We start from the raw sequence: 20,498 nt of genomic DNA, 5'->3' as shown, positions 1-20,498 counted from the left end.
GATTCCAGTAGTACCGCTTTATAGCGGGCCAGTAAAAGTGCTTGCGATACCGCCCTTTGGGGCGAGCAGTAACAATGGCCCTTTGGAGGGCCAGGGATAAACCACCAGTTGAACTGGTGGTTGCTAACTAAACAAAAGATGCGATAAATAATAAAATCCAAAGGGAAGTTTTCTTGAAAAAACATAAGAAAACTTCCCTTTTTCAGAGAAAAAAAGAGGCTTGCATGCATTAAAAAAACTCAGATTCCCACTTGTAATTTAACAGTAAATGGGGTAGAATTGTTTCATAAGTGGTAGAAAGTGGTGAATAGTGGTGGGGAATGGAGAGAATGTGGCAGACTTGACAGCTCCACCAGAGATGTACGAAGGGGAAAATCGTACTCTTGAGAGCAGGTGAGTTTTATGTTCATGGGAGAATACAATCATGTAATAGATGCGAAGGGGCGTCTGATCATTCCCGCCAGGTTCAGAGAACTTTTGGGAGAAGAGTTTATCATGACCAGAGGATTGGATGGTTGTCTTTCAGTTTATCCCATGGATGAATGGGAAACATTCGAGAAGAAACTCAGAGCCTTACCACTTACAAATAAAAATGCGCGAACCTTCACACGTTTCTTTGTAGCAGGTGCCACAAACTGTGAACTGGACAGGCAGGGGAGAGTCCTTGTGCCACAGCCACTAAGGGAATTTGCCGGTCTGGAGAAAGAAGTGGTACTCACAGGAAACCTGAACCGGATTGAGATCTGGAGCAAGGAAAAGTGGAGTGAGAACTGCAATTATGATGATATGGACAGTATCGCAGAGAGTATGCGGGATATGGATATCATCATCTGAGCAATACGCCGGAAAGAAATCCAACAGGAGACGGATATGGAATTTAAGCATAAGTCTGTATTACTGGAAGAAACCATTGACGGCTTGAATATTAAGCCGGACGGGATCTACGTGGATGGAACGCTGGGAGGAGCAGGGCACGCAAGTGAAGTGTGCCGCAGACTTTCTGCCAAGGGGAGATTTATTGGCATAGATCAGGACCAAGATGCAATAGTTGCTGCGAGTGACAGGCTGGCCGCCTATGAGGACAGAGTGACGATCATTCGCAGCAATTATTGTTACATGGCTAATGAACTTCACAGCCTGGGAATCCAGAAAGTCAACGGAATTGTTTTAGACCTGGGAGTTTCATCGTATCAGCTGGACAATGAAGAGCGGGGATTTACCTATCGGACAGATGCACCTCTGGATATGAGGATGGATCAGAGGCAGAGCAGGACAGCCGCTGATATTGTCAATGGTTATGAAGAGAAAGAACTGTACCGTATCATTCGTGATTACGGTGAAGATAAATTTGCAAAGAATATAGCGAAGCACATTGTGGCGGCCAGACAGCAGAGTCCGATCCGCACCACCGGAGAGCTGACAGAGATCATTCGTCAGTCTATTCCGATGAAGATGCAGGTAACCGGAGGACATCCGGCGAAGCGGACGTTTCAGGCAATTCGCATTGAGTTAAACAGAGAACTGGATGTTCTCAGAGAATCACTGGATGGAATGATCGATCTCCTTGATGATGGAGGAAGAATATGTATTATCACGTTTCATTCTTTAGAGGATCGTATTGTTAAGACGATCTTCCGCAAAAACGAAAATCCATGTACATGTCCATCGGACTTTCCGGTGTGTGTATGCGGCAAAAAATCCAAAGGAAAAGTTATCACCAGAAAGCCTATTCTTCCAACGACAGCAGAACAGGAAGAAAACCCAAGATCTAAAAGTGCAAAACTGAGGATTTTTGAGCGGAGATTTTCAGACTGAAATATAGGAGTTGAAGGGCGTAGATGGAAAGGACAAACAGGGCAGTTACAAACAGAAAAGGCAAAGTAAATGCAAGAAATGCCCGTGGGATGTATATAGATGGAAATACAGTAAAGAGACTGCAGGAGGTGCCGGGACGCAGACCGGCGGCTTCCCGGGAGCAGTCTGTGAAGCATAGAAGTACAACACGCACAGTAACAGCCGGCACTCAGAGAATAAGTCGTGAGACCAGGCGTAACCGTGAGAAGGCAATGAGTATGGGACGTGGATTTGTAACGTTCCTGGCAGTTGTAAGTGTGGCAGTGTTGTTTTGCTGTGTCAACTATCTTCAGCTGAAGGCAGAGCTGACAGGAAGGATTAAATCCGTAGCAGGCCTGGAATCCGAATGGGCTCAGCTTAAAGAAGAAAATGATGCATATGAAAGTCAGGTGACATCGGAAGTTGATCTGGATCAGATCAGAGAAACCGCGATCGGCCGTCTGGAAATGAACTATCCCACTGACAGTCAGAAGAAGACTTACAGTGTGCCAAGCAGCAGTTATGTGAGACAGTATCAGGATGTACCCTGAAAGTAAGAGGTGAGAATTTGAGCGATACCAGACAGAGGAAACGTAAGAAACCTCAACCAAAAATCAATCATACCATGCGGGGAAAGCTAGTAGGACTATTTGCAGTAGTAATACTAGCTTTAGTTTGTTTGTTGGGACGTATTACGTATATTAATGCGACCAGTGGAACCAAGTATAAGAAACGAGTACTTCTGCAGGCACAGCAGTCCTATCAGAGCAGTGTACTTCCGGCCAAGCGAGGCAATATTTATGATTGTAACGGAAATCTCCTCGCTACAAGTCAGAAGGTTTATACAGTGATCCTGGACTGTAAGGAAGTCAATGATGAAAAGCATGACTATGTAGATGCGACGGTCAAGGCACTTGTAGATGTTCTGGGTATTGATGAGGATGATATCCGAAAGAAACTTACAGATCCTGCGACAAGCTCCAGCCAGTACCAGATCCTCAAAAAACAAATAACAATGGATCAGAAGAAAGCATTTGAAGAATATGCTTCCCCTGGTGAGGACAGCGGTCTTTCCGAGAAAGAACTGGAAGAACGTGCAAATGTACAGGGAGTCTGGTTTGAGGAAGATTATCTGAGAATCTATCCTTTTGATGAACTTGCCTGTGATACCATCGGTTTTACTCTTTCGCGAGAAACAGCAGATGCCGGGCTGGAAGGTTATTATAACAGTACCCTGATGGGAACGGATGGCCGTCAGTATGGATATATCAATGATGAGTCAGATGCTGAACAGACGATCATGGAGCCAGTAACCGGGGAAAGTATCGAGACGTCGCTGGATGTGGGAGCACAGCAGATTGTAGAAAAATATGTCAATGGCTTCAAAGCCAGCATGGGTGCCAAGAACATTGGTGTGATCGTAATGAGGCCGTCGACCGGCGAAATCATCGCCATGGATGGAGGAGACAGATATGATCTGAATAATCCAAGAGATATGTCACAGGTGTATTCTCAGGAAGAAATCGACAAAATGTCAGATGAGGAAACCGTGACGGCATTGAATGCCATGTGGGGAAATTTCTGTGTAACAGATGCTTTTGAAGTAGGATCCGTTGTAAAGCCAATCGTCATGGCAGGTGCCCTGGAGAAAGGCAAGATCTCAGCAACGGATACGTTTAACTGCGATGGCGGCGAAACCTTTGGTGCAAACGGAGATACCTATATCAAATGTGCGGTATGGCCGGATGCACATGGAACGGAGACCTTAAGGGAGGTCATTGCAAACTCCTGTAATGATGGAATGATGCAGATCGCAGCCAAAATGGGGACAGAGGCTTTCCTGAAAGCACAGAGTCTATTTAATTTTGGTTCCCGTACAGGAATCGATCTTCCGAATGAGGGGGCGGGCGTTATCCATACGACAGAGACCATGGGAGAAACGGAGCTTGCCTGCTCGGCATTCGGTCAGGGATTTACTTGTACGATGCTTCAAGAGATCAATGCAATGTGTTCGGTTATCAATGGCGGATATTATTATCAGCCGCACCTGGTGACTGCAATCAAGGACAGCAGCGGAGGTACGGTCAGAACAATTAATCCGGTGCTTCTCAAACAGACAATCTCTTCTGACATTTCGGCAGACATTCGTTCTTACATGCAGGCCAGTGTTCTGGAAGGTACAAGCCGTACCTCCAAGGTAGAAGGCTACAGTTCTGGTGGTAAGACAGGTACTGCCGAGAAACTTCCGCGAGGAAATAAGAAATATATCGTTTCTTTTATTACCTTTGCACCGGTGGAGAATCCGCAGGTACTTATGTATGTGGCTGTAGATGAGCCGAATGCGGAGGAACAGGCAGACAGTAAATATCCTCAGTATATCGCACAGGGAATCCTGTCAGAGCTGCTTCCGTATCTGAATGTAACACCGGACGAATCAGAGGATGGAACCATCCCGAAAACAGAGTTGTGGGAAGGATTTAAGGGAAATCTTGTGGATGCCTCTGGAAACACTGTGGATGTAAATGTGGGCACGGATGATGAAGGTGATCTGAAAGAAGCAATTTCAGATACAAACGTGCCGGAACCACCAGAAGACAGTGAAGAAGATGCTGAACAGGACAATGATATGGAAAGTGAAGGCCTTACTAATGAGGAGGCTGGACTGGACTAAGATACGGTGATTCCCTCCGGGGACTGGACATATAATAGTATGACAGTCTTCGGGGGGATTTTTTATGAAAAAAAATCTGACTTTTCATAAAAAAAAGGTATGGACAATTTTTCTTTTATGTGCAGTCATGATGCTGGGACTGACAGGAAGACTTGTTTATCTGATGGGGGTCAGAGCGGACTATTATAGTGAGAAAGCACAGGAACTCCATGAGAGGGAACGACCGATCAAAGCAGCGCGGGGAAAAATAGTGGATGCGAAGGGAAAAGTTCTTGCATCAAATAAGATTGTCTGTACGGTATCTGTCATTCACAGCCAGATTAAGGAGCCGGAAAAGATCATTTCCCTGTTGTCGCAGAAACTGGAACTATCAGAAGATACAGTGCGAAAAAAAGTAGAAAAAATATCCTCCATAGAGAGAATGCGGACAAATGTAGAAAAAAAGGTGGGAGATGAAATACGAAAGGCCGGTCTTGCGGGGGTAAAGGTGGATGAAGACTACAAGCGATATTATCCATGGAATTCGCTTGCTTCCAGAGTCCTGGGATTTACAGGAGCAGACAACCAGGGAATCATAGGTCTTGAGGTGGAATATGAAGATGTGCTGAGCGGTGATTCGGGCAAAATCCTCACGACTACTGATGCGAGGGGAATCGAACTGGATGAAATCGGAGAAAACCGGAAAGAACCCAAGACAGGCAGCACGCTTCGAACCAGTCTGGATATCAGCATACAGGAATATGTCCAGCAGGCTGCTCTGAAGGTTATGGAAGAAAAAGATGCTGAAAGAGTTTCGATTCTTTTGATGAACCCTCAGAACGGAGAAATCTATGCCTGTGTAAATGTGCCGGAATTTGATCTGAATCACCCGTTTGAACTGAATACAGATGCGGATACTTCCGGCCTGAGTGCAGAGAAGAAGCAGGAACTGCTGAATCAGATGTGGAGGAATCCCTGTCTGAATGATACCTATGAACCGGGTTCTACATTCAAAATCATCACAATGGCAGCAGGTCTTGAGGAAGGGGCTGTAACTATGGAGGATCGTTTCTACTGTCCCGGATACAAGCTGGTCGATGACAGAAGGATCCACTGTGCAAACAGGAGAGGACATGGTTCGCAGAATTTTGTAGAAGGAGCACAGAATTCCTGCAATCCCGTATTTATCGAAGTAGGATTGAGACTTGGGGTGAAAAAATACTATCAATACTTCAGAAAATTCGGACTTCTGGAAAAAACCGGCGTTGATCTTCCGGGAGAGGCGGGTACGATCATGCACAAGCCTCAGAATATGGGAAATGTAGAATTGGCAACAGTTTCCTTTGGCCAGTCCTTTCAGATCACACCGATCCAGCTTGCGGCAACTGTGAGTGCACTGATCAACGGAGGACGACGGGTCACTCCTCATTTTGGAGTGGCGGTTGAAGATGAGAGCGGAGAAATTATAAAAGAGTTGGAATATCCTGTAAAAACAGGGATCCTCTCAGCCGAAACATCTGAGAAAGTCCGGTATATACTGGAAAAAGTTGTTTCTGAGGGTTCGGGAAAAAATGCAGCGATCGAGGGATACAGAATCGGCGGCAAGACGGCTACTTCACAGACACTTCCAAGAAGTGCCAACCGTTATATCTCTTCATTTCTTGGATTTGCTCCCGCAAAAGAGCCGCAGATACTGGCCTTATGTATCATTCATGATCCCAAGGGTGTCTATTATGGAGGAACCATTGCAGCCCCTGTTGTCCGGACAATTTTTGAGAACATTCTTCCGTATATGAAAATAGAAGGATAGAAGGAAAGGGATGTAACTGTTCACAGTAACGATAGGGTTGCGAAATACGTCAAAAAGCCTTATAATCAAACATGATAAAAAAACAAAAGAATGATAAGAGGTGTGAGGATGAATTATCAAGTTGTAATCCCTGTGCTGATCTCTTTTGCGATCAGTGTGATTTTGGGGCCGATCATCATCCCGTTTCTGAGAAAACTCAAGATGGGACAGACAGAACGTGTGGAGGGTGTGCAGTCGCACCTGAAAAAAGCAGGAACTCCTACAATGGGAGGCGTCATTTTTCTGATAGCTACGGTTATAACATCCCTGTTTTATGTCAGAGATTATCCGAAGGTGATTCCGGTACTGTTTCTGACACTGGGATTTGGTATTATCGGATTTCTGGATGATTACCTTAAGGTAGTTCTGAGACGTTCTGATGGTCTTCTTCCATGGCAGAAATTTTCTCTGCAGATAGTTGTAACCGCAGTATTTACGTATTATCTTGTGAATTATACAGATGTAAATCTGGCAATGCGTATCCCATTCTGGTCAGATCATTATCTGAACCTTGGATGGCTGGCTGTTCCGGTTCTCTTCTTTGCAGTGATCGGAACTGTGAATGGTGTAAACTTTACAGATGGTCTGGACGGACTGGCATCCAGTGTAACACTGATCGTTGCGGTATTTTTCTCTGTGGTTTCCATTGGAACAAAGAGTGGAATCGAGCCGATCACCTGTGCAGTTGTGGGGGGGCTGATGGGATTTCTGCTGTTTAATGTATATCCTGCCAAAATTTTTATGGGTGATACGGGATCTCTGGCACTGGGAGGATTTGTCGCAGGAGCTGCCTATATGATGCAGATGCCGCTGTTTATCCTTCTGGTAGGTCTGATCTATCTGGTAGAGGTACTGTCCGTTATCATACAGGTAACTTATTTTAAGAAAACACATGGGAAACGTATCTTTAAGATGGCTCCGATCCATCATCATTTTGAATTATGCGGATGGTCGGAAACAAGAGTTGTAGCTGTGTTTTCTATTATAACAGCAGTGATGTGTCTGATCGCACTTCTCGCACTGTGATTTTGAACAGGTTGCTGTGAACGAAGTAAAGGGTAACCAGCTTACAGGAGGAAAAAAGAATGGATTTACAGGGAAAAAGAGTACTTGTCTTTGGAACAGGCAAAAGTGGTATCGGAGCCGCGGATCTTCTGGAACAGACAGGGGCTCATGTGATTCTCTTTGACGGAAATGAAAACACAGATAAGGATGCAGTTCTGGGTAAACTTGCACATGGAGAGAAGGCTGAGATCTATGCGGGAGAACTCCCGAAAGAAGTAGAAGCAGGCCTTGATCTGGTAGTACTCAGTCCCGGAGTACCGACAGATATTCCGGTCGTACAGAAGTTTTATGATATGGGACTTCCGGTATGGGGAGAAGTGGAGCTTGCTTATCGTACAGGAAAGGGTCGTGTGCTGGCGATTACCGGAACAAACGGAAAGACTACTACGACAGCATTGCTTGGCAAGATTATGAGTGATGCAGCGGAATCAGTTTTTGTGGTAGGAAATATCGGAACACCGTATACATCCAAAGCATTGGAAATGAAAGAAAATTCTACAACAGTGGCAGAGATCAGCAGCTTTCAGCTTGAGACGATTGAGGAGTTTGCACCACAGGTCAGTGCGATCCTTAACATCACAGAGGATCATCTGAATCGTCATCATACAATGGAGGAATATATCCGCGTCAAGGAACTGATCGTCAAAAATCAGAAACCGGAGAATTTCTGCATTTTGAATTACGAGGATCCGGTATTGCGTGAATTCGGTAAGAATATTGTTCCGAAAACGGTTTATTTTTCCAGTGTAAGGAAGCTTGATGAGGGAATTTATCTGGATGGAGATCTGATCGTACTTAAGCTGGAAGGTAAAGAAATTCCGTTTGTACATACAGGTGAACTTAAGCTTCTTGGACAGCACAATTTTGAGAATGTGATGGCGGCAGTGGCAATGGCATATTGTGCAGGCGTTTCTGTGGAGAGTATCTGCAAAAGTATCTGCGAATTTACAGCAGTTGAGCACCGGATTGAATATGTCACAGAGAAGAATGGCGTTGTTTATTACAATGATTCCAAGGGAACCAATCCGGATGCTGCGATTAAGGGCATACAGGCTATGAACCGTCCTACGCTTCTGATCGGAGGCGGCTACGATAAGGGTTCCAGCTATGATGAATGGCTGAATGCTTTTGATGGCAAGGTACGCTGCCTTGTTCTGATCGGACAGACAAAAGACAAGATCAAAGAAGCAGCGGAGCGTCTTGGCGTGTGTCCGTGTATCATTCTGTGTGAGGATCTCAGGGAAGCAGTGGATATCTGTGCACAGAAGGCAGAACCGGGAGATGCAGTCCTTCTTTCTCCTGCCTGCGCAAGCTGGGGACAGTTCGATAACTATGAACAGCGAGGCGATATGTTCAAAGAATACGTAAAAGCACTTTGATAAAAATGCTGTACTTATATTAATATAGAAGAAAAAAGAAAGTCAGATTTGAATGAAAACAGATCAGACTTTCTTTTAGTTTACAGCAGATTTGAGAAGCTGATACAAAGAAAGAGAAGAGAATCACAGAAAATTTCACGAAACATATAATAAAGGTAAGAGGCCCTTTGGGAGTGAAACGATTGGATAAACTTCGCATAGCAGGAGGAACTCCTCTTCATGGTACGATACGGATGCAGGGTTCCAAAAATGCTGCACTTCCCATGATGGCGGCTGCACTTCTTTATCCCGGAATCAGCGTACTCAGAAACTGTCCCCGGATCGCAGATGTATTTTGCATGGAAGAAATCCTTGGTACACTCGGCGTAGATACCCGGTGGCAGGAACATGATTTGTATCTGGACTGTACGAAGGTACAAAAAACAGAAATATCTGCTTTTTATACAGAAAAAATGCGATCTTCTGTTATACTGCTCGGAGTACTGCTGGGAAGAGTGGGCAGGGTATCCATGGGATATCCGGGAGGCTGTGTGATTGGAAAAAGGCCGGTGGATCTTCATCTGTATGCACTTCGGAAGTTTGGAGCAAAAGTAGAAGAGTGTACAGAGAAGCTGGAAGCGGTATGCGAAAAGCTTCATGGAACGGAGATTTTTTTCGCCGGAAAAAGTGTAGGGGCAACGGAGCAGGCTGTTCTGACAGCAGTTTCTGCCAGTGGAAAAACAAGAATTTATAATTGTGCAAAAGAACCGGAGATTATCTGGCTGTGCAGATTCTTAAAGAAGATGGGAGCAAGTATTCAGGGAGAAGGAACGGAGGAGATTCTGATCGAAGGAGGAAAAATCATTCAGGGCGCAGATATGCAGGTGCCGCCAGATCGAATCGTTGCCGGGACATATCTCTGTGCAGCAGCAGCCACCAGAGGAAGGATTGAGATCCAGAATCCTCCACAGGGTGAACTCACGGCCTTCCTTGAAGTATATCGCAAAATGGGTGGACAATATGAATGGAACAGTGGTAAACTAGTAGCGGACGGAAGCCGGGTGCGATTTCCTGTTTCTATGACAGAAACTGCTGCATACCCGGGATTTCCTACAGATCTGCAGTCACTTCTGATGGCAGTGCTGGCAACGATTCCGGGAAAGAGCTGTATTCTGGAATCTGTTTTTGAGGATCGCTTCAAGATAACCGGAGAGCTTAACCGGATGGGAGCAGAGATCAGAACAGAGGGAAGAAAGGCGTGGATCAGAGGCACCTCTGATTTACAGGGAGGATATTTACAGGCACAGGAACTGAGAGGTGGAGCAGCACTGGTAGTTGCAGCACTTGCTGCAAGGGGTGAATCTATTGTAGAGGGATATTCATTTATCTGCCGGGGATACGAAGATATCGTTCAGGATATTTCAGATCTTGGCGGGAAAATCAAGAAGGATACAGGAATGACGACATATGAATACATCCAGTAATATTAATACACGGAAACTGATCATGGGCAGTGTGGCCATCATAATCCTGGCCGCTGTTATTTTTTTCTTCGCTTTTTTTCAGGTGAAGACCGTTGAAGTCATGGGAAGTGAGCATTATTCAGAGGATGAACTGAAAGAGGCAATCCTTAAGGGACCATTGACCTCCAACACGATTTTTGCTCCGAGATTTTATTCCAAAAATGCGGCAGAAAAATTTCCATATATCGAGAATTTCAGCGTGAAACGTTCCGACAGACATAAACTGATCATCAGTGTCAAAGAAAAGAGCGTGGTAGGCTGTATTCCTTATCTGGACAGCTATATTTATTTTGACAATAACGGATATTTTGTAGAGGGAAGTAAGATAAGAGACACAAAGGTGGCTTTTTTTGACGGGATACAGCCTTCAAAGATTGTGATGAAAGAAAAGCTTCCAATCAAAGGAGCAGTCCTGAACACGGCGGTTGCTCTTTCTACAATTTTTGCCAAGAATGATAAGGTGCCGGATCATATCAGTTTTGATGACAATTATGAAATCAGCCTTATGTATGGTGATGTCACGGTCCAGCTTGGCAAGGATGAATATCTGGAGGACAAAATGACAAGGGCGATCGCCATTTTGCCACAGCTTGAGGGACAGAAAGGAATCCTCCACATGGAAAATATCTCACGCAATTCAAAGATGGTGACATTTGAAGCCGAAGAAGAGGAGATCACCGCAGAGAACTGGAATGGTGGTTATGATGAGAATGGTGATTACACCGGTGACGGAGAATATGATGAATCCGGAAAATATGTGGGACCTAAACCGGTGACAGCACTGGATACGGCCATTGAGAACTGGGTAGGCGGCTACGACGAAGAAGGGGATTATACCGGAAGCGGAGAGTACGACGCTGATCTTAATTATGTTGGTCCTGCACCGACGCAGGAACTGCTGGACAGCTTCGGTGACTGGACCGGCGGATACAATGAGTCGGGCGGATTTGACGGAGTTGGTGAATACGACGCAGAGGGAAATTATGTAGGAGCAAAACCAGAAGATACAGAAGATAACTCTGATACGGATAATGAAGATGGAAGCTCGCAGGAAGAAGATTCCGAAGAAGAAAGCACCGAAAACACCGGGGAAGATAGCTATGAAGACGGCTACAGTGAGGAGGAAAGCGACTATTATGAAGGGGAAGAATAGGCTGCGGTCCACTCCGTTTACAGCCTCTGGGCAAAATCCATTCCAGATCACCGATGACGAATAATCGTGAAAAAAGTATAAAAAAACAAAATTAGTGGTTGATTAATTCAAGAAAAAAATATATGATATATCTATATGTAGTTTGATATATGATAATATCAGGGAGATAAAGGAGGAAGTACATTGTTAGAGATTATGTCAAATGAGGCCGAGTCTTCCGCCAAGATTATTGTAATTGGCGTAGGCGGAGCAGGAAATAATGCAGTAAACAGAATGGTGGAAGAGGCCATCGGAGGAGTAGAGTTTGTTGGTGTAAATACTGATAAACAGGCCCTGACACTTTGCAAAGCTCCAACAGTACTTCAGATTGGTGAAAAGATTACGAAGGGCCTTGGCGCAGGTGCACAGCCTGAAGTTGGCCAGAAGGCTGCTGAGGAGAGCATAGAAGAAGTGAAACAGTTAATGGAAGGTGCAGACATGGTATTTGTTACCTGTGGTATGGGCGGCGGCACCGGTACAGGTGCAGCACCGGTTATCGCAGCAGCAGCCAAGGAGATGGGTATCCTGACAGTTGGTGTCGTTACGAAGCCTTTCCGTTTCGAGGCAAAAACACGTATGAACAATGCTCTGTCCGGAATCGAGAATCTGAAGAAAGCTGTTGACACACTGATCGTCATTCCGAATGACAAGCTGTTAGAGATCGTAGATCGTCGTACGACCATGCCGGAGGCACTTCGTAAGGCAGATGAAGTACTTCAGCAGGCAGTACAGGGCATCACAGACCTGATCAATCTTCCGGCACTGATCAATCTTGACTTTGCAGATGTTCAGACTGTAATGAGAGATAAGGGAATTGCTCATATTGGTATCGGTGAGGCAAGAGGAGATGACAAGGCGATGGAGGCAGTACAGCAGGCGGTATCCTCCCCGCTTCTGGAAACAACTATCAAGGGTGCAACTCATGTCATCATCAACATTTCCGGAGATATTTCTCTTATGGATGCAAATGATGCAGCAAGCTATGTACAGGAGCTTACCGGAGAGGACTCTAACATCATCTTTGGTGCAATGTATGATGATTCCGTTGCAGATTATGCAAGAATCACAGTAATTGCTACAGGACTTTCTGATCTGGAAGCCAAATCCACACCATTTGGCAACAGAAGCAATACAACACCATTCGGTGTTCGCAGACCGGCAGCAGGCACTGCAGGGACAACCCAGACACAGCAGCCGACTATGAGCATGCCGAGTTTCAATCTGCCGAATATGCAGAGTACACCGACATTTACAAGCAAAGTACCGTCAAGCACTGTACAGAAGAAAGACATCCAGATTCCGGATTTCCTTAAGAACAGATAAATGACAGACTAAAAGACGCTGTGAGTTCACAGCGTCTTTTTTTGACCGTATCCAAAGTGATCAGAACTTTTTAGAGAAGGTCAGCACTTACAGGAGAAGGTATCACATTTTGTATCGCAGCATTCTGTGGCATGACAGCCGGAAACATTAATGGCGGAGGCTGTACATTTGCAGTGGTCGTTGTAGGTACATTCCTGAGCCTTACAGTCAATATTGATCTTTTCACAGCCACAGTGCTGAGTATCGCAGTTCATGGCGGAGCCGGAAGAATTGCGGTCGCGGAAGCTTCCGCAGGTGGTATCCTCTGCATGGCGGGCATTTGCACCGGTGATCTCGATATCACCTCTGGAACAGAGTTCGTTTTCGTTGTACATGCATTTTACAGCAGAACATTTCAGAATTGTCATAGTCAGTTATTCCTCCTTGGATTTTGTCGGACTTATGTGTCCATATTTAAGTATTCGCAAAAAAAATAAAAATATACAAAAAACTGCTTGACTTTCATAAAAAGGGATGGTATCTTAATACAGTACGTAAAGAAAACGAAGCAGAGTTTCACTCTCACCTCAGCGCAGACTGATTGCGGCTCAGGTTTATATGCAGGGATATACAGGATGTTCCTTTTGGAATTTGTATATCGCATGGCATTTTAGTCATGTATCACTGGGTATAATAGAGTGTGGATTCTGTCCATGCTCTTTCTTTTTGAGGGGAAGAGGAGAATAACAGGAAGTTCTCGGTAATTTCATTACCGATTAGTTCATAAGGTGACTGAGAGTCAGAGTATATCATTTATTTACAGGTATGGAGGTGTACTACAATTAGCAATTTAATGATTAACGAACAGATCAGAGACAGAGAGGTACGTCTGATTGGACCGGACGGAGCACAGCTCGGAATTGTGTCAGCCAGAGAAGCAATGGCGAAGGCACAGGAAGCAGGACTTGACCTTGTAAAGATCGCGCCGCAGGCAAAACCACCGGTGTGTAAGATCATTGATTACGGTAAATACCGTTATGAGCTCTCCCGTAAGGAAAAAGAAGCTAAGAAGAAACAGAAGACGATCGACATCAAGGAAGTACGTCTTTCACCAAACATTGATACAAATGACTTAAAGACCAAGGTCAATGCGGCCAGAAAGTTCCTCTCCAAAGGTGACCGTGTAAAGGTTACACTTCGCTTCAGAGGAAGAGAGATGGCACACATGGCAAGCAGCAGACATGTCCTTGATGATTTTGCGGAGCTTCTTGCAGATGTTGCAACAGTGGAGAAAGCACCTAAGATCGAAGGAAGAAGCATGACCATGTTTCTCAGCGAAAAGCGTTAAGCAGTTACCAGAACATTATGCCGCCAGTGCATGAGACTGGTAATGTGAAATAAAAAATAGAACCACGAATCAAGGAGGAAATAACAATGCCTAAGATTAAAACTTGTAGAGCAGCAGCAAAACGTTTCAAAAAAACCGGAACCGGAAAAATCATGAGAAATAAAGCTTATAAGAGCCATATCTTAACAAAGAAATCTCAGAAGAGAAAGAGAAATCTGAGAAAAGCTACTGTTGTTGATTCTACAAACCTTAAGAATATTAAGAAAGCTCTGCCATATTTATAATTAACAGGCAGCGGACGATATCAGAAGACTACAGGAGGAAATATAAGAAATGGCAAGAATTAAAGGCGGATTAAACGCAAAAAAAAGACATAACCGTACATTAAAACTGGCAAAGGGTTACAGAGGAGCCCGTTCCAAACAGTATAGAGTAGCAAAACAGTCTGTTATGAGAGCACTTGCAAGCTCTTATGCAGGACGTAAACAGAAAAAACGTCAGTTCAGACAGCTCTGGATCGCTCGTATCAATGCAGCAGCAAGAATGAACGGACTTTCCTACAGCAAAATGATGCACGGACTTAAAGTTGCAAACATCGACATCAACAGAAAGATGCTTGCTGAACTTGCAGTAAACGATGCAGAGGGATTTGCAGCACTTGCTGAGATCGCTAAAAAAGCAGTAGCATAAGTTAATATGCCTGAAAAGACCGCAGTTATAAAATCTGCGGTCTTTTTTATATGGCAGTTTCCGGGAGAGAGAAGATGAAGATTAAAGATAACAGGGCAAGATATTTTATTTATTCTGTTTTTTTTATACTGTTTGTATATTTGGGATATAAAGCTCCCTACTGTCTTGATGAGTGGAAGTGGGGTCTGCCTCAGCGGATGGAACTGATGAAGCGAGGTTTTTCAGGGTATAACGGAAGATATCTGGGAAATATCCTGGCATTGCTGATCACAAGATCAGAGATGGCAAAAACACTTGTAATATCCGTATGTATGGTGCTGGTCGTATGGCTGATGGAAGTGAGCGTGCGAAGAAAATTTTTTTCAGAAGAAGACAAGTCAGATCCGATCCTTCTTCTGAGTATCATTTTACTGTTGCTTGCTGTCCCGGCTTCCCTGTATGGACAGAGCTATGGATGGCCGGCCGCTTTTGTCAATTACGAAGTTCCGGTACCGTTGTTTCTGGTCTATTTTATATGGACAGAAGAGCTTTACAGAAAGAAAGCTGAAAAATATTCATGCTTTCAAACTTTTGCAGTTATCCCTTTGGGAATATGCGTCCAGCTATTCAGCGAAAATATAACGATCATTGTTGCTGCCTATGCTCTGTGGATGCTGGTCTACACTGCTGTCAGATACAGAAAAATTTATTTAATAGAAGTGAATTATCTGTGCTCTGCAATTCTGGGAGCAGTGCTCATGTTTTCTAATTCAGCATATTCCAGTGCAGCGGTACATAATGGAAAAACCTATAAAAGTATTGATATGAGTGCAGGAATTCTGCTTCAGAGGTTTGCTGCCAGGATATGGACAAATCTTGTCCTGAATAACTGGGTGCTGACAGTAATATTTACAGTTTTGCTTACAGTTCTTATCCTGAAAAAAAGAAAACAGAGTTTTGCAGCGGCAGAGATGCTGGTTGTTTTCTGGGGGTACAGTGCGTACAGCATTTTGCACAAGATCTGTCCGGAGTGGATCTTTGCTGGAACGCAGGCGGTGGACAGAGGGATCATGGCACTTCTTTCCATAGTATTTTTTATAAATGTGATTCTCTGTGTCTGGATGTTTACAGAAAAAGAAGAACGGCTTTCTATCTGTATCACATATCTTGGTTCGCTGGCTTTTGCAGCACCGCTTATTGCAGCGGATCCAATCGGTCCGAGATGCTTTTATATTTCTTATGTGTTTGAAGTGCTGGCGGCGGTAAAGATTCTTCAATATCTTCTAAAAAAGAGAGAAGAAATACAGGTTTTTTATCCGGCATTGATCCTTGCAGTGACAGTTTGTATTTCAGCATTATTTTATGTGAGGATTTTTATGATAATAGGGAAGTACAGTGATTACAGAGCAGAATTGATCGAAGAGGCAGTCGAGCAGAATGCAAAAGAACTGACACTTCCGGTCATGCCATTCAGTGATTATACAGGATATACGGAACCGATAGATGAGATCTGGGCAGAAAAATTCAAGGAATTTTATCATATCCCAGAGAATATGACTGTCAGATTTGAATGAAAAGTCCGTGTCACGAAAACACATATCCTTGCGAAATAAACAAATTCTTAAAGAAATCTAAAATTTACCTTGCAATCACATATATCAGATGCTATAATCAAAAACATTAAAGTATTAGCGAGTTAAAGCAAAAGGAGGAGCTTTATTATGAAAAACTGGAAGAAAGTACTTAGTTTAACAGCAGCAGTGGCCATGACAGCAACAATGATGCCAGTATCTGTATTCGCGGCAGAGGATGAGACATTTAAGATCGGTGTGATCGGACCTATGACAGGCGACTATGCACAGTATGGACTCGGTGTATATCATGCAGCACAGGTTGCAGCAGAAGAAATTAATGCAAATGGTGGATTCAACGGATACAATGTAGAGATTCTTGATGCAGGTGATGATCAGGGTGATCCGGAGAAAGCAGTGAATGCATACAATGACCTCCTGGATAAAGGAATGCAGATGCTTTGTGGTACAGTAACATCTGGTTCCTGTATCGCAGTCGGAGCAGAGGCAGCAGAGAGCACATTCCTGTTCACTCCATCCGGTACAGCATTAGACTGTATCACTGCAGGCAGCAATGAGTTCCGTATGTGCTTCACAGACCCGGCACAGGGAACAAAATCTGCTGAATTTATCGGTGAGCATAAGCTTGCAACAAAGGTTGCAGTTCTCTATGATTCCATGGCAGACTATAACTCAGGTGTACATGATGCATTTGTTGCAGCAGCAGAAGAGAATGGTCTGGAGGTTGTAGCTGATGAAGCTTATACAACAGACAACAACACAGATTATTCCGTACAGCTCAAAAAGATCAAAGACAGCGGTGCAGAGCTTCTGTTCCTTCCAAACTACTATTCTGACAATGCTCTGATCCTTCAGCAGGCTCATGATGCAGGAATGGATGACATCAAGAAATTTGGTGTAGATGGTATGGATGGTATTCTTGGAGTAGAAAACTTTGATACATCCCTTGCAGAGGGCGTTATGCTTCTGACACCTTTCTCTGTAACATCCGAAGATGAAAAATCCAAAGCATTTGTTGAGGCATATGAAGCAGCAAATAAGAACGAGGTTCCGAACCAGTTCGCAGCTGATGCTTATGATGTACTTTTTGCAATGCAGCTTGCTGCAAACGATGCGGCAATCACACCGGATATGTCTAATGAAGATATCAGTGCTGCAATGTCAGCTTCCATGCTGAACATTGAACTTGATGGTCTGACAGGTAAGGCAAAATGGTCCGAAGACGGCGAATGTGACAAAGAGCCAAAAGCTTTCGAGATCAAAGATGGTGCTTACGTGGAAATGAAATAACAGTATACTGAAATAAGAGGACGGGGGACGGTTGCCTGTTATCACAGAACCGTCCTCCTTTCTTGCACTAATAAGATAATAAATTAAAGAGGTGCATTATGAGTTTTATATCATATTTAAAAGATGGAATCAGCCTGGGCAGCATCTATGCGATCATTGCACTCGGGTACACAATGGTATATGGTATTGCAAAAATGTTGAACTTTGCTCATGGTGATGTCATCATGGTTGGTGCGTTTGTGATCCTTACTGCTGTTACAAAGGGAGGAATGTCGCCGGTGCTGGCTATTGTACTTTCCGTGATCTTCTGTACCGTTCTTGGTATGGTGATTGAGAAGGTTGCATACAGTCCGCTCCGTAAAGCATCATCAAATCTGGCAGTACTGATCACCGCGATCGGTGTCAGTTATCTGCTTCAGAACCTGGCCTTACTGATTTTCGGTGCAGATGCCAAAAGTTTTGTAACTGTTATCGATGTACCGTCACTCTCTCTTTTCGGAGGAGAACTGGTTATTAAGGGAATTACGATCGTGACGATCCTTACCTGTATTGTGATCATGGTCGGACTGATGCTTTTTGTACAGAAGACCAAACCGGGACGTGCCATGCAGGCAGTATCCGAAGACCGTGATGCAGCACAGCTGATGGGAGTCAACGTGAATGCAACAATCTCCCTTACATTTGCAATCGGTTCAGGACTTGCAGCAATTGCAGGACTTCTTCTCTGTCAGACTTATCCGACACTGACACCATATACAGGAGCGATGCCGGGTATCAAGGCTTTCGTGGCTGCCGTATTTGGTGGTATCGGATCCATTCCGGGAGCTATGGTCGGTGGAATCCTTCTTGGTATTATTGAGATTTTTGGAAAGGCCTATATCTCATCCCAGGTGGCAGATGCAATCTGTTTTGCAGTTCTGATCGTAGTACTTCTTGTAAAGCCTACCGGATTGTTCGGTAAGAACATCCAGGAGAAAGTATAAGAGGTGGTCAGAATGAAAAAAAATATGGACAAAACAACAAAAAACAATCTGATAAATTATGGAATCGTTATCGCACTGTTTGTGATCGTACAGATTCTTTCCGGTACAGGCCATCTGTCCAGACTTATCACAGGTCTTCTGGTTCCGCTGTGCGTGTACACGATTGCAGCAATATCATTGAATCTGGTAGTTGGTTTCTCCGGTGAGCTGAGTCTTGGACATGCCGGATTTATGTGTGTGGGAGCTTATTCCAGTGCACTGTTTTCACATGTGGCAAGTGATATCCCGCAGGTGCCGAGATTTATTCTGGCAATCTTCATCGGAGCAGCAGTAGCTGCTGTGTTTGGTGTGATCATTGGTATTCCGGTACTTCGGCTTCGTGGTGATTATCTGGCGATCGTAACGCTGGCTTTTGGTGAAATCATTAAGAACCTGATCAATATCCTGTATGTTGGTTTTGATGAAAATGGCCTTCATGTTGCTACAAAGGCTGCAAATCTTAATCTGGCAGCGGGCGGCAAACAGATCCTCAAGGGTGCACTTGGTATCTCGGGAACCGGTGCTCTTTATAAAGATGTAAAACACTATTTCTTCCCAATCGGAATCCTTCTGGTCCTGCTTACTTTATTTGTCGTACAGAATCTTGTAAATTCCAGAAGCGGACGTGCGATCATGGCAACCAGAGATAACCGTATCGCAGCAGAATCTGTTGGCATTGATGTCACAAAGTTCAAACTGCTTGCATTTACGATCTCCGCGGCACTTGCAGGTGTTGCAGGTGTTCTTTATGCACATAATCTTTCTATGCTGAAGGTTTCCGGATTTGACTACAATATGTCTATCCTGATCCTGGTATATGTTGTACTTGGAGGAATCGGAAACTTAAGAGGTTCTATGATCGCAACAATCATCCTTTATGCACTTCCGGAGCTTCTCCGTGGATTTGCAAACTATCGTATGCTGATCTATGCGATCGTCCTGATCGTAATGATGCTCTTTAACTGGGCACCGGCAGCAAGAAACTGGAGAGCACGTGTAATGGAAAAAATCAAAGGAACAAAACATAAAAAGGAGGCAGCTTAACTATGGCAATGTTGGAAGTAAATCATCTGGCTATCCAGTTCGGCGGTCTTCGTGCAGTTGATGGATTTAACGTATCCATCGAAAAAGGTCAGCTCTATGGCCTGATCGGACCGAACGGTGCCGGCAAAACAACAATTTTCAACCTTCTCACAGGTGTATACAAACCGACGGAGGGTATTATTAAACTGGATGGACAGGATATCACGGGAAAAAATACGATTGAGATCAACCGGGCAGGTATTGCAAGAACTTTCCAGAATATCCGTCTGTTTAAGGATATGCCGGTTCTTGACAATGTCAAGGTCGGACTTCACAATCAGCATTCTTATTCTACACTGACAGGAATCTTAAGACTTCCGAAATACTATAAAGTCGAGAAAGAAATGAATGAGAAAGCAATGGAGATCCTGAAGGTATTTGATCTGGACAAAGAAGCATACACACTTGCGGGAAATCTCCCGTATGGTAAACAGCGTAAACTGGAGATTGCCAGAGCACTTGCGACTAATCCGAAGCTTCTTCTTCTGGATGAGCCGGCAGCGGGTATGAATCCGAATGAGACACAGGAACTGATGGATACGATCCGTTTTGTACAGGAACATTTTGACATGACCACTCTTCTGATCGAGCATGATATGAAGCTGGTCGGAGGTATCTGTGAGGAAGTAACTGTACTGAACTTCGGACAGGTACTTGCTCAGGGCGAGACTTCGAAGGTTCTGAAAGATCCGGCAGTTGTCACTGCATATCTGGGAGAATAG

Annotated in this window: 20 protein-coding genes; 18 read left to right on the top strand and 2 right to left on the bottom strand. The window is 44.3% G+C overall.

The window, feature by feature from the left end; genetic code table 11:
• Window positions 1–185 (bottom strand): hypothetical protein (locus tag GT674_RS17260; RefSeq protein WP_205164689.1); only part of this gene is annotated, 185 nt, incomplete at its 3' end.
• 217 nt (window positions 186–402) lie between these two features.
• Here GT674_RS17260 and mraZ point away from each other — a divergent pair.
• The 10 genes from mraZ to ftsZ all read left to right on the top strand — a co-directional run bounded on the left by mraZ (window position 403) and on the right by ftsZ (window position 12,793).
• Window positions 403–834, top strand: a complete 432-nt coding sequence (gene mraZ / locus GT674_RS13665) for a division/cell wall cluster transcriptional repressor MraZ (protein WP_161286205.1) — start codon at window positions 403–405, stop codon at window positions 832–834.
• A gap of 36 nt (window positions 835–870) precedes the next feature.
• Complete coding sequence (gene rsmH, locus GT674_RS13660; RefSeq protein WP_161286204.1) at window positions 871–1,815, top strand: 16S rRNA (cytosine(1402)-N(4))-methyltransferase RsmH; 945 nt, start codon at window positions 871–873, stop codon at window positions 1,813–1,815.
• A 23-nt stretch (window positions 1,816–1,838) separates the two neighbouring features.
• Window positions 1,839–2,384: a hypothetical protein gene (locus tag GT674_RS13655; protein WP_161286203.1), complete on the top strand. Its 546-nt coding sequence runs from the start codon at window positions 1,839–1,841 to the stop codon at window positions 2,382–2,384.
• Between the two features lie 17 nt (window positions 2,385–2,401).
• Entirely contained in the window at window positions 2,402–4,504 is a 2,103-nt protein-coding gene (locus GT674_RS13650) for a peptidoglycan D,D-transpeptidase FtsI family protein (protein WP_243149131.1), read from the top strand.
• A gap of 64 nt (window positions 4,505–4,568) precedes the next feature.
• A complete protein-coding gene (locus GT674_RS13645) occupies window positions 4,569–6,293 on the top strand; it encodes a peptidoglycan D,D-transpeptidase FtsI family protein (protein ID WP_161286202.1) in 1,725 nt (574 codons plus the stop codon).
• Window positions 6,294–6,401: 108 nt separating this feature from the next.
• Window positions 6,402–7,358, top strand: coding sequence for a phospho-N-acetylmuramoyl-pentapeptide-transferase (mraY, locus tag GT674_RS13640; protein ID WP_161286201.1), 957 nt, complete (start codon window positions 6,402–6,404; stop codon window positions 7,356–7,358).
• A 59-nt stretch (window positions 7,359–7,417) separates the two neighbouring features.
• A complete protein-coding gene (gene murD / locus GT674_RS13635; RefSeq protein ID WP_161286200.1) occupies window positions 7,418–8,776 on the top strand; it encodes a UDP-N-acetylmuramoyl-L-alanine--D-glutamate ligase in 1,359 nt (452 codons plus the stop codon).
• Between the two features lie 173 nt (window positions 8,777–8,949).
• Window positions 8,950–10,239, top strand: a complete 1,290-nt coding sequence (gene murA, locus GT674_RS13630) for a UDP-N-acetylglucosamine 1-carboxyvinyltransferase (RefSeq protein ID WP_302025403.1) — start codon at window positions 8,950–8,952, stop codon at window positions 10,237–10,239.
• A complete protein-coding gene (locus tag GT674_RS13625; protein WP_161286199.1) occupies window positions 10,223–11,431 on the top strand; it encodes a cell division protein FtsQ/DivIB in 1,209 nt (402 codons plus the stop codon). The genes murA and GT674_RS13625 overlap by 17 nt, the downstream gene beginning before the upstream one ends.
• 195 nt (window positions 11,432–11,626) lie before the next feature.
• Window positions 11,627–12,793, top strand: coding sequence for a cell division protein FtsZ (gene ftsZ, locus GT674_RS13620; protein WP_161286211.1), 1,167 nt, complete (start codon window positions 11,627–11,629; stop codon window positions 12,791–12,793).
• An 80-nt stretch (window positions 12,794–12,873) separates the two neighbouring features.
• Here the strand turns inward: ftsZ and GT674_RS13615 are convergent, their stop codons facing one another.
• Complete coding sequence (locus GT674_RS13615; RefSeq protein WP_161286198.1) at window positions 12,874–13,200, bottom strand: DUF1540 domain-containing protein; 327 nt, start codon at window positions 13,198–13,200, stop codon at window positions 12,874–12,876.
• A gap of 425 nt (window positions 13,201–13,625) precedes the next feature.
• Between GT674_RS13615 and infC the strand changes: the two genes are divergently transcribed.
• From infC to GT674_RS13575, 8 genes are all read left to right on the top strand, one after another.
• Entirely contained in the window at window positions 13,626–14,120 is a 495-nt protein-coding gene (gene infC, locus GT674_RS13610) for a translation initiation factor IF-3 (protein WP_022215329.1), read from the top strand.
• Window positions 14,121–14,206: 86 nt separating this feature from the next.
• Window positions 14,207–14,404 (top strand): 50S ribosomal protein L35, encoded by a 198-nt coding sequence (gene rpmI, locus GT674_RS13605; RefSeq protein WP_015541985.1) that lies wholly within the window; start codon window positions 14,207–14,209, stop codon window positions 14,402–14,404.
• A 49-nt stretch (window positions 14,405–14,453) separates the two neighbouring features.
• The gene (gene rplT, locus GT674_RS13600) at window positions 14,454–14,810 is read left to right on the top strand and encodes a 50S ribosomal protein L20 (RefSeq protein ID WP_005427881.1); all 357 of its coding nucleotides are present in this window, start codon (window positions 14,454–14,456) and stop codon (window positions 14,808–14,810) included.
• A 74-nt stretch (window positions 14,811–14,884) separates the two neighbouring features.
• On the top strand, window positions 14,885–16,363 hold the full coding sequence (locus tag GT674_RS13595; RefSeq protein ID WP_161286197.1) for a DUF6056 family protein: 1,479 nt from the start codon (window positions 14,885–14,887) through the stop codon (window positions 16,361–16,363).
• Between the two features lie 147 nt (window positions 16,364–16,510).
• Window positions 16,511–17,671, top strand: coding sequence for an ABC transporter substrate-binding protein (locus GT674_RS13590; protein ID WP_161286196.1), 1,161 nt, complete (start codon window positions 16,511–16,513; stop codon window positions 17,669–17,671).
• A gap of 98 nt (window positions 17,672–17,769) precedes the next feature.
• Window positions 17,770–18,654 carry a branched-chain amino acid ABC transporter permease gene (locus GT674_RS13585; RefSeq protein WP_161286195.1) on the top strand — a complete coding sequence of 295 codons (885 nt, stop codon included), beginning with the start codon at window positions 17,770–17,772 and terminating at the stop codon, window positions 18,652–18,654.
• A gap of 12 nt (window positions 18,655–18,666) precedes the next feature.
• A complete protein-coding gene (locus tag GT674_RS13580; protein WP_161286194.1) occupies window positions 18,667–19,737 on the top strand; it encodes a branched-chain amino acid ABC transporter permease in 1,071 nt (356 codons plus the stop codon).
• A gap of 2 nt (window positions 19,738–19,739) precedes the next feature.
• Complete coding sequence (locus GT674_RS13575) at window positions 19,740–20,498, top strand: ABC transporter ATP-binding protein (RefSeq protein ID WP_161286193.1); 759 nt, start codon at window positions 19,740–19,742, stop codon at window positions 20,496–20,498.

The organism is Blautia sp. BIOML-A1, assembly GCF_009883055.1.
In the GTDB taxonomy this organism is placed as follows: Bacteria; Bacillota; Clostridia; order Lachnospirales; family Lachnospiraceae; genus Blautia_A.
Note: the sequence above shows the minus strand (reverse complement) of the source record. Positions and strands in the feature narration are given on the sequence as shown.

Excerpts from the sequence above, each read along its gene's own strand:
- GT674_RS13580 (WP_161286194.1), top strand. The coding sequence starts at position 18,667 with ATGAAAAAAAATATGGACAAAACAACAAAAAACAATCTGATAAATTAT.
- GT674_RS13595 (WP_161286197.1), top strand. The coding sequence starts at position 14,885 with ATGAAGATTAAAGATAACAGGGCAAGATATTTTATTTATTCTGTTTTT.
- GT674_RS13615 (WP_161286198.1), bottom strand. The coding sequence starts at position 13,200 with ATGACAATTCTGAAATGTTCTGCTGTAAAATGCATGTACAACGAAAAC.
- GT674_RS13575 (WP_161286193.1), top strand. The coding sequence starts at position 19,740 with ATGGCAATGTTGGAAGTAAATCATCTGGCTATCCAGTTCGGCGGTCTT.
- GT674_RS13655 (WP_161286203.1), top strand. The coding sequence starts at position 1,839 with ATGGAAAGGACAAACAGGGCAGTTACAAACAGAAAAGGCAAAGTAAAT.
- GT674_RS13585 (WP_161286195.1), top strand. The coding sequence starts at position 17,770 with ATGAGTTTTATATCATATTTAAAAGATGGAATCAGCCTGGGCAGCATC.
- ftsZ (WP_161286211.1), top strand. The coding sequence starts at position 11,627 with ATGTCAAATGAGGCCGAGTCTTCCGCCAAGATTATTGTAATTGGCGTA.
- rsmH (WP_161286204.1), top strand. The coding sequence starts at position 871 with ATGGAATTTAAGCATAAGTCTGTATTACTGGAAGAAACCATTGACGGC.
- murD (WP_161286200.1), top strand. The coding sequence starts at position 7,418 with ATGGATTTACAGGGAAAAAGAGTACTTGTCTTTGGAACAGGCAAAAGT.
- rpmI (WP_015541985.1), top strand. The coding sequence starts at position 14,207 with ATGCCTAAGATTAAAACTTGTAGAGCAGCAGCAAAACGTTTCAAAAAA.
- mraY (WP_161286201.1), top strand. The coding sequence starts at position 6,402 with ATGAATTATCAAGTTGTAATCCCTGTGCTGATCTCTTTTGCGATCAGT.
- GT674_RS13625 (WP_161286199.1), top strand. The coding sequence starts at position 10,223 with ATGAATACATCCAGTAATATTAATACACGGAAACTGATCATGGGCAGT.
- rplT (WP_005427881.1), top strand. The coding sequence starts at position 14,454 with ATGGCAAGAATTAAAGGCGGATTAAACGCAAAAAAAAGACATAACCGT.
- GT674_RS13645 (WP_161286202.1), top strand. The coding sequence starts at position 4,569 with ATGAAAAAAAATCTGACTTTTCATAAAAAAAAGGTATGGACAATTTTT.
- mraZ (WP_161286205.1), top strand. The coding sequence starts at position 403 with ATGTTCATGGGAGAATACAATCATGTAATAGATGCGAAGGGGCGTCTG.
- infC (WP_022215329.1), top strand. The coding sequence starts at position 13,626 with ATGATTAACGAACAGATCAGAGACAGAGAGGTACGTCTGATTGGACCG.
- GT674_RS13590 (WP_161286196.1), top strand. The coding sequence starts at position 16,511 with ATGAAAAACTGGAAGAAAGTACTTAGTTTAACAGCAGCAGTGGCCATG.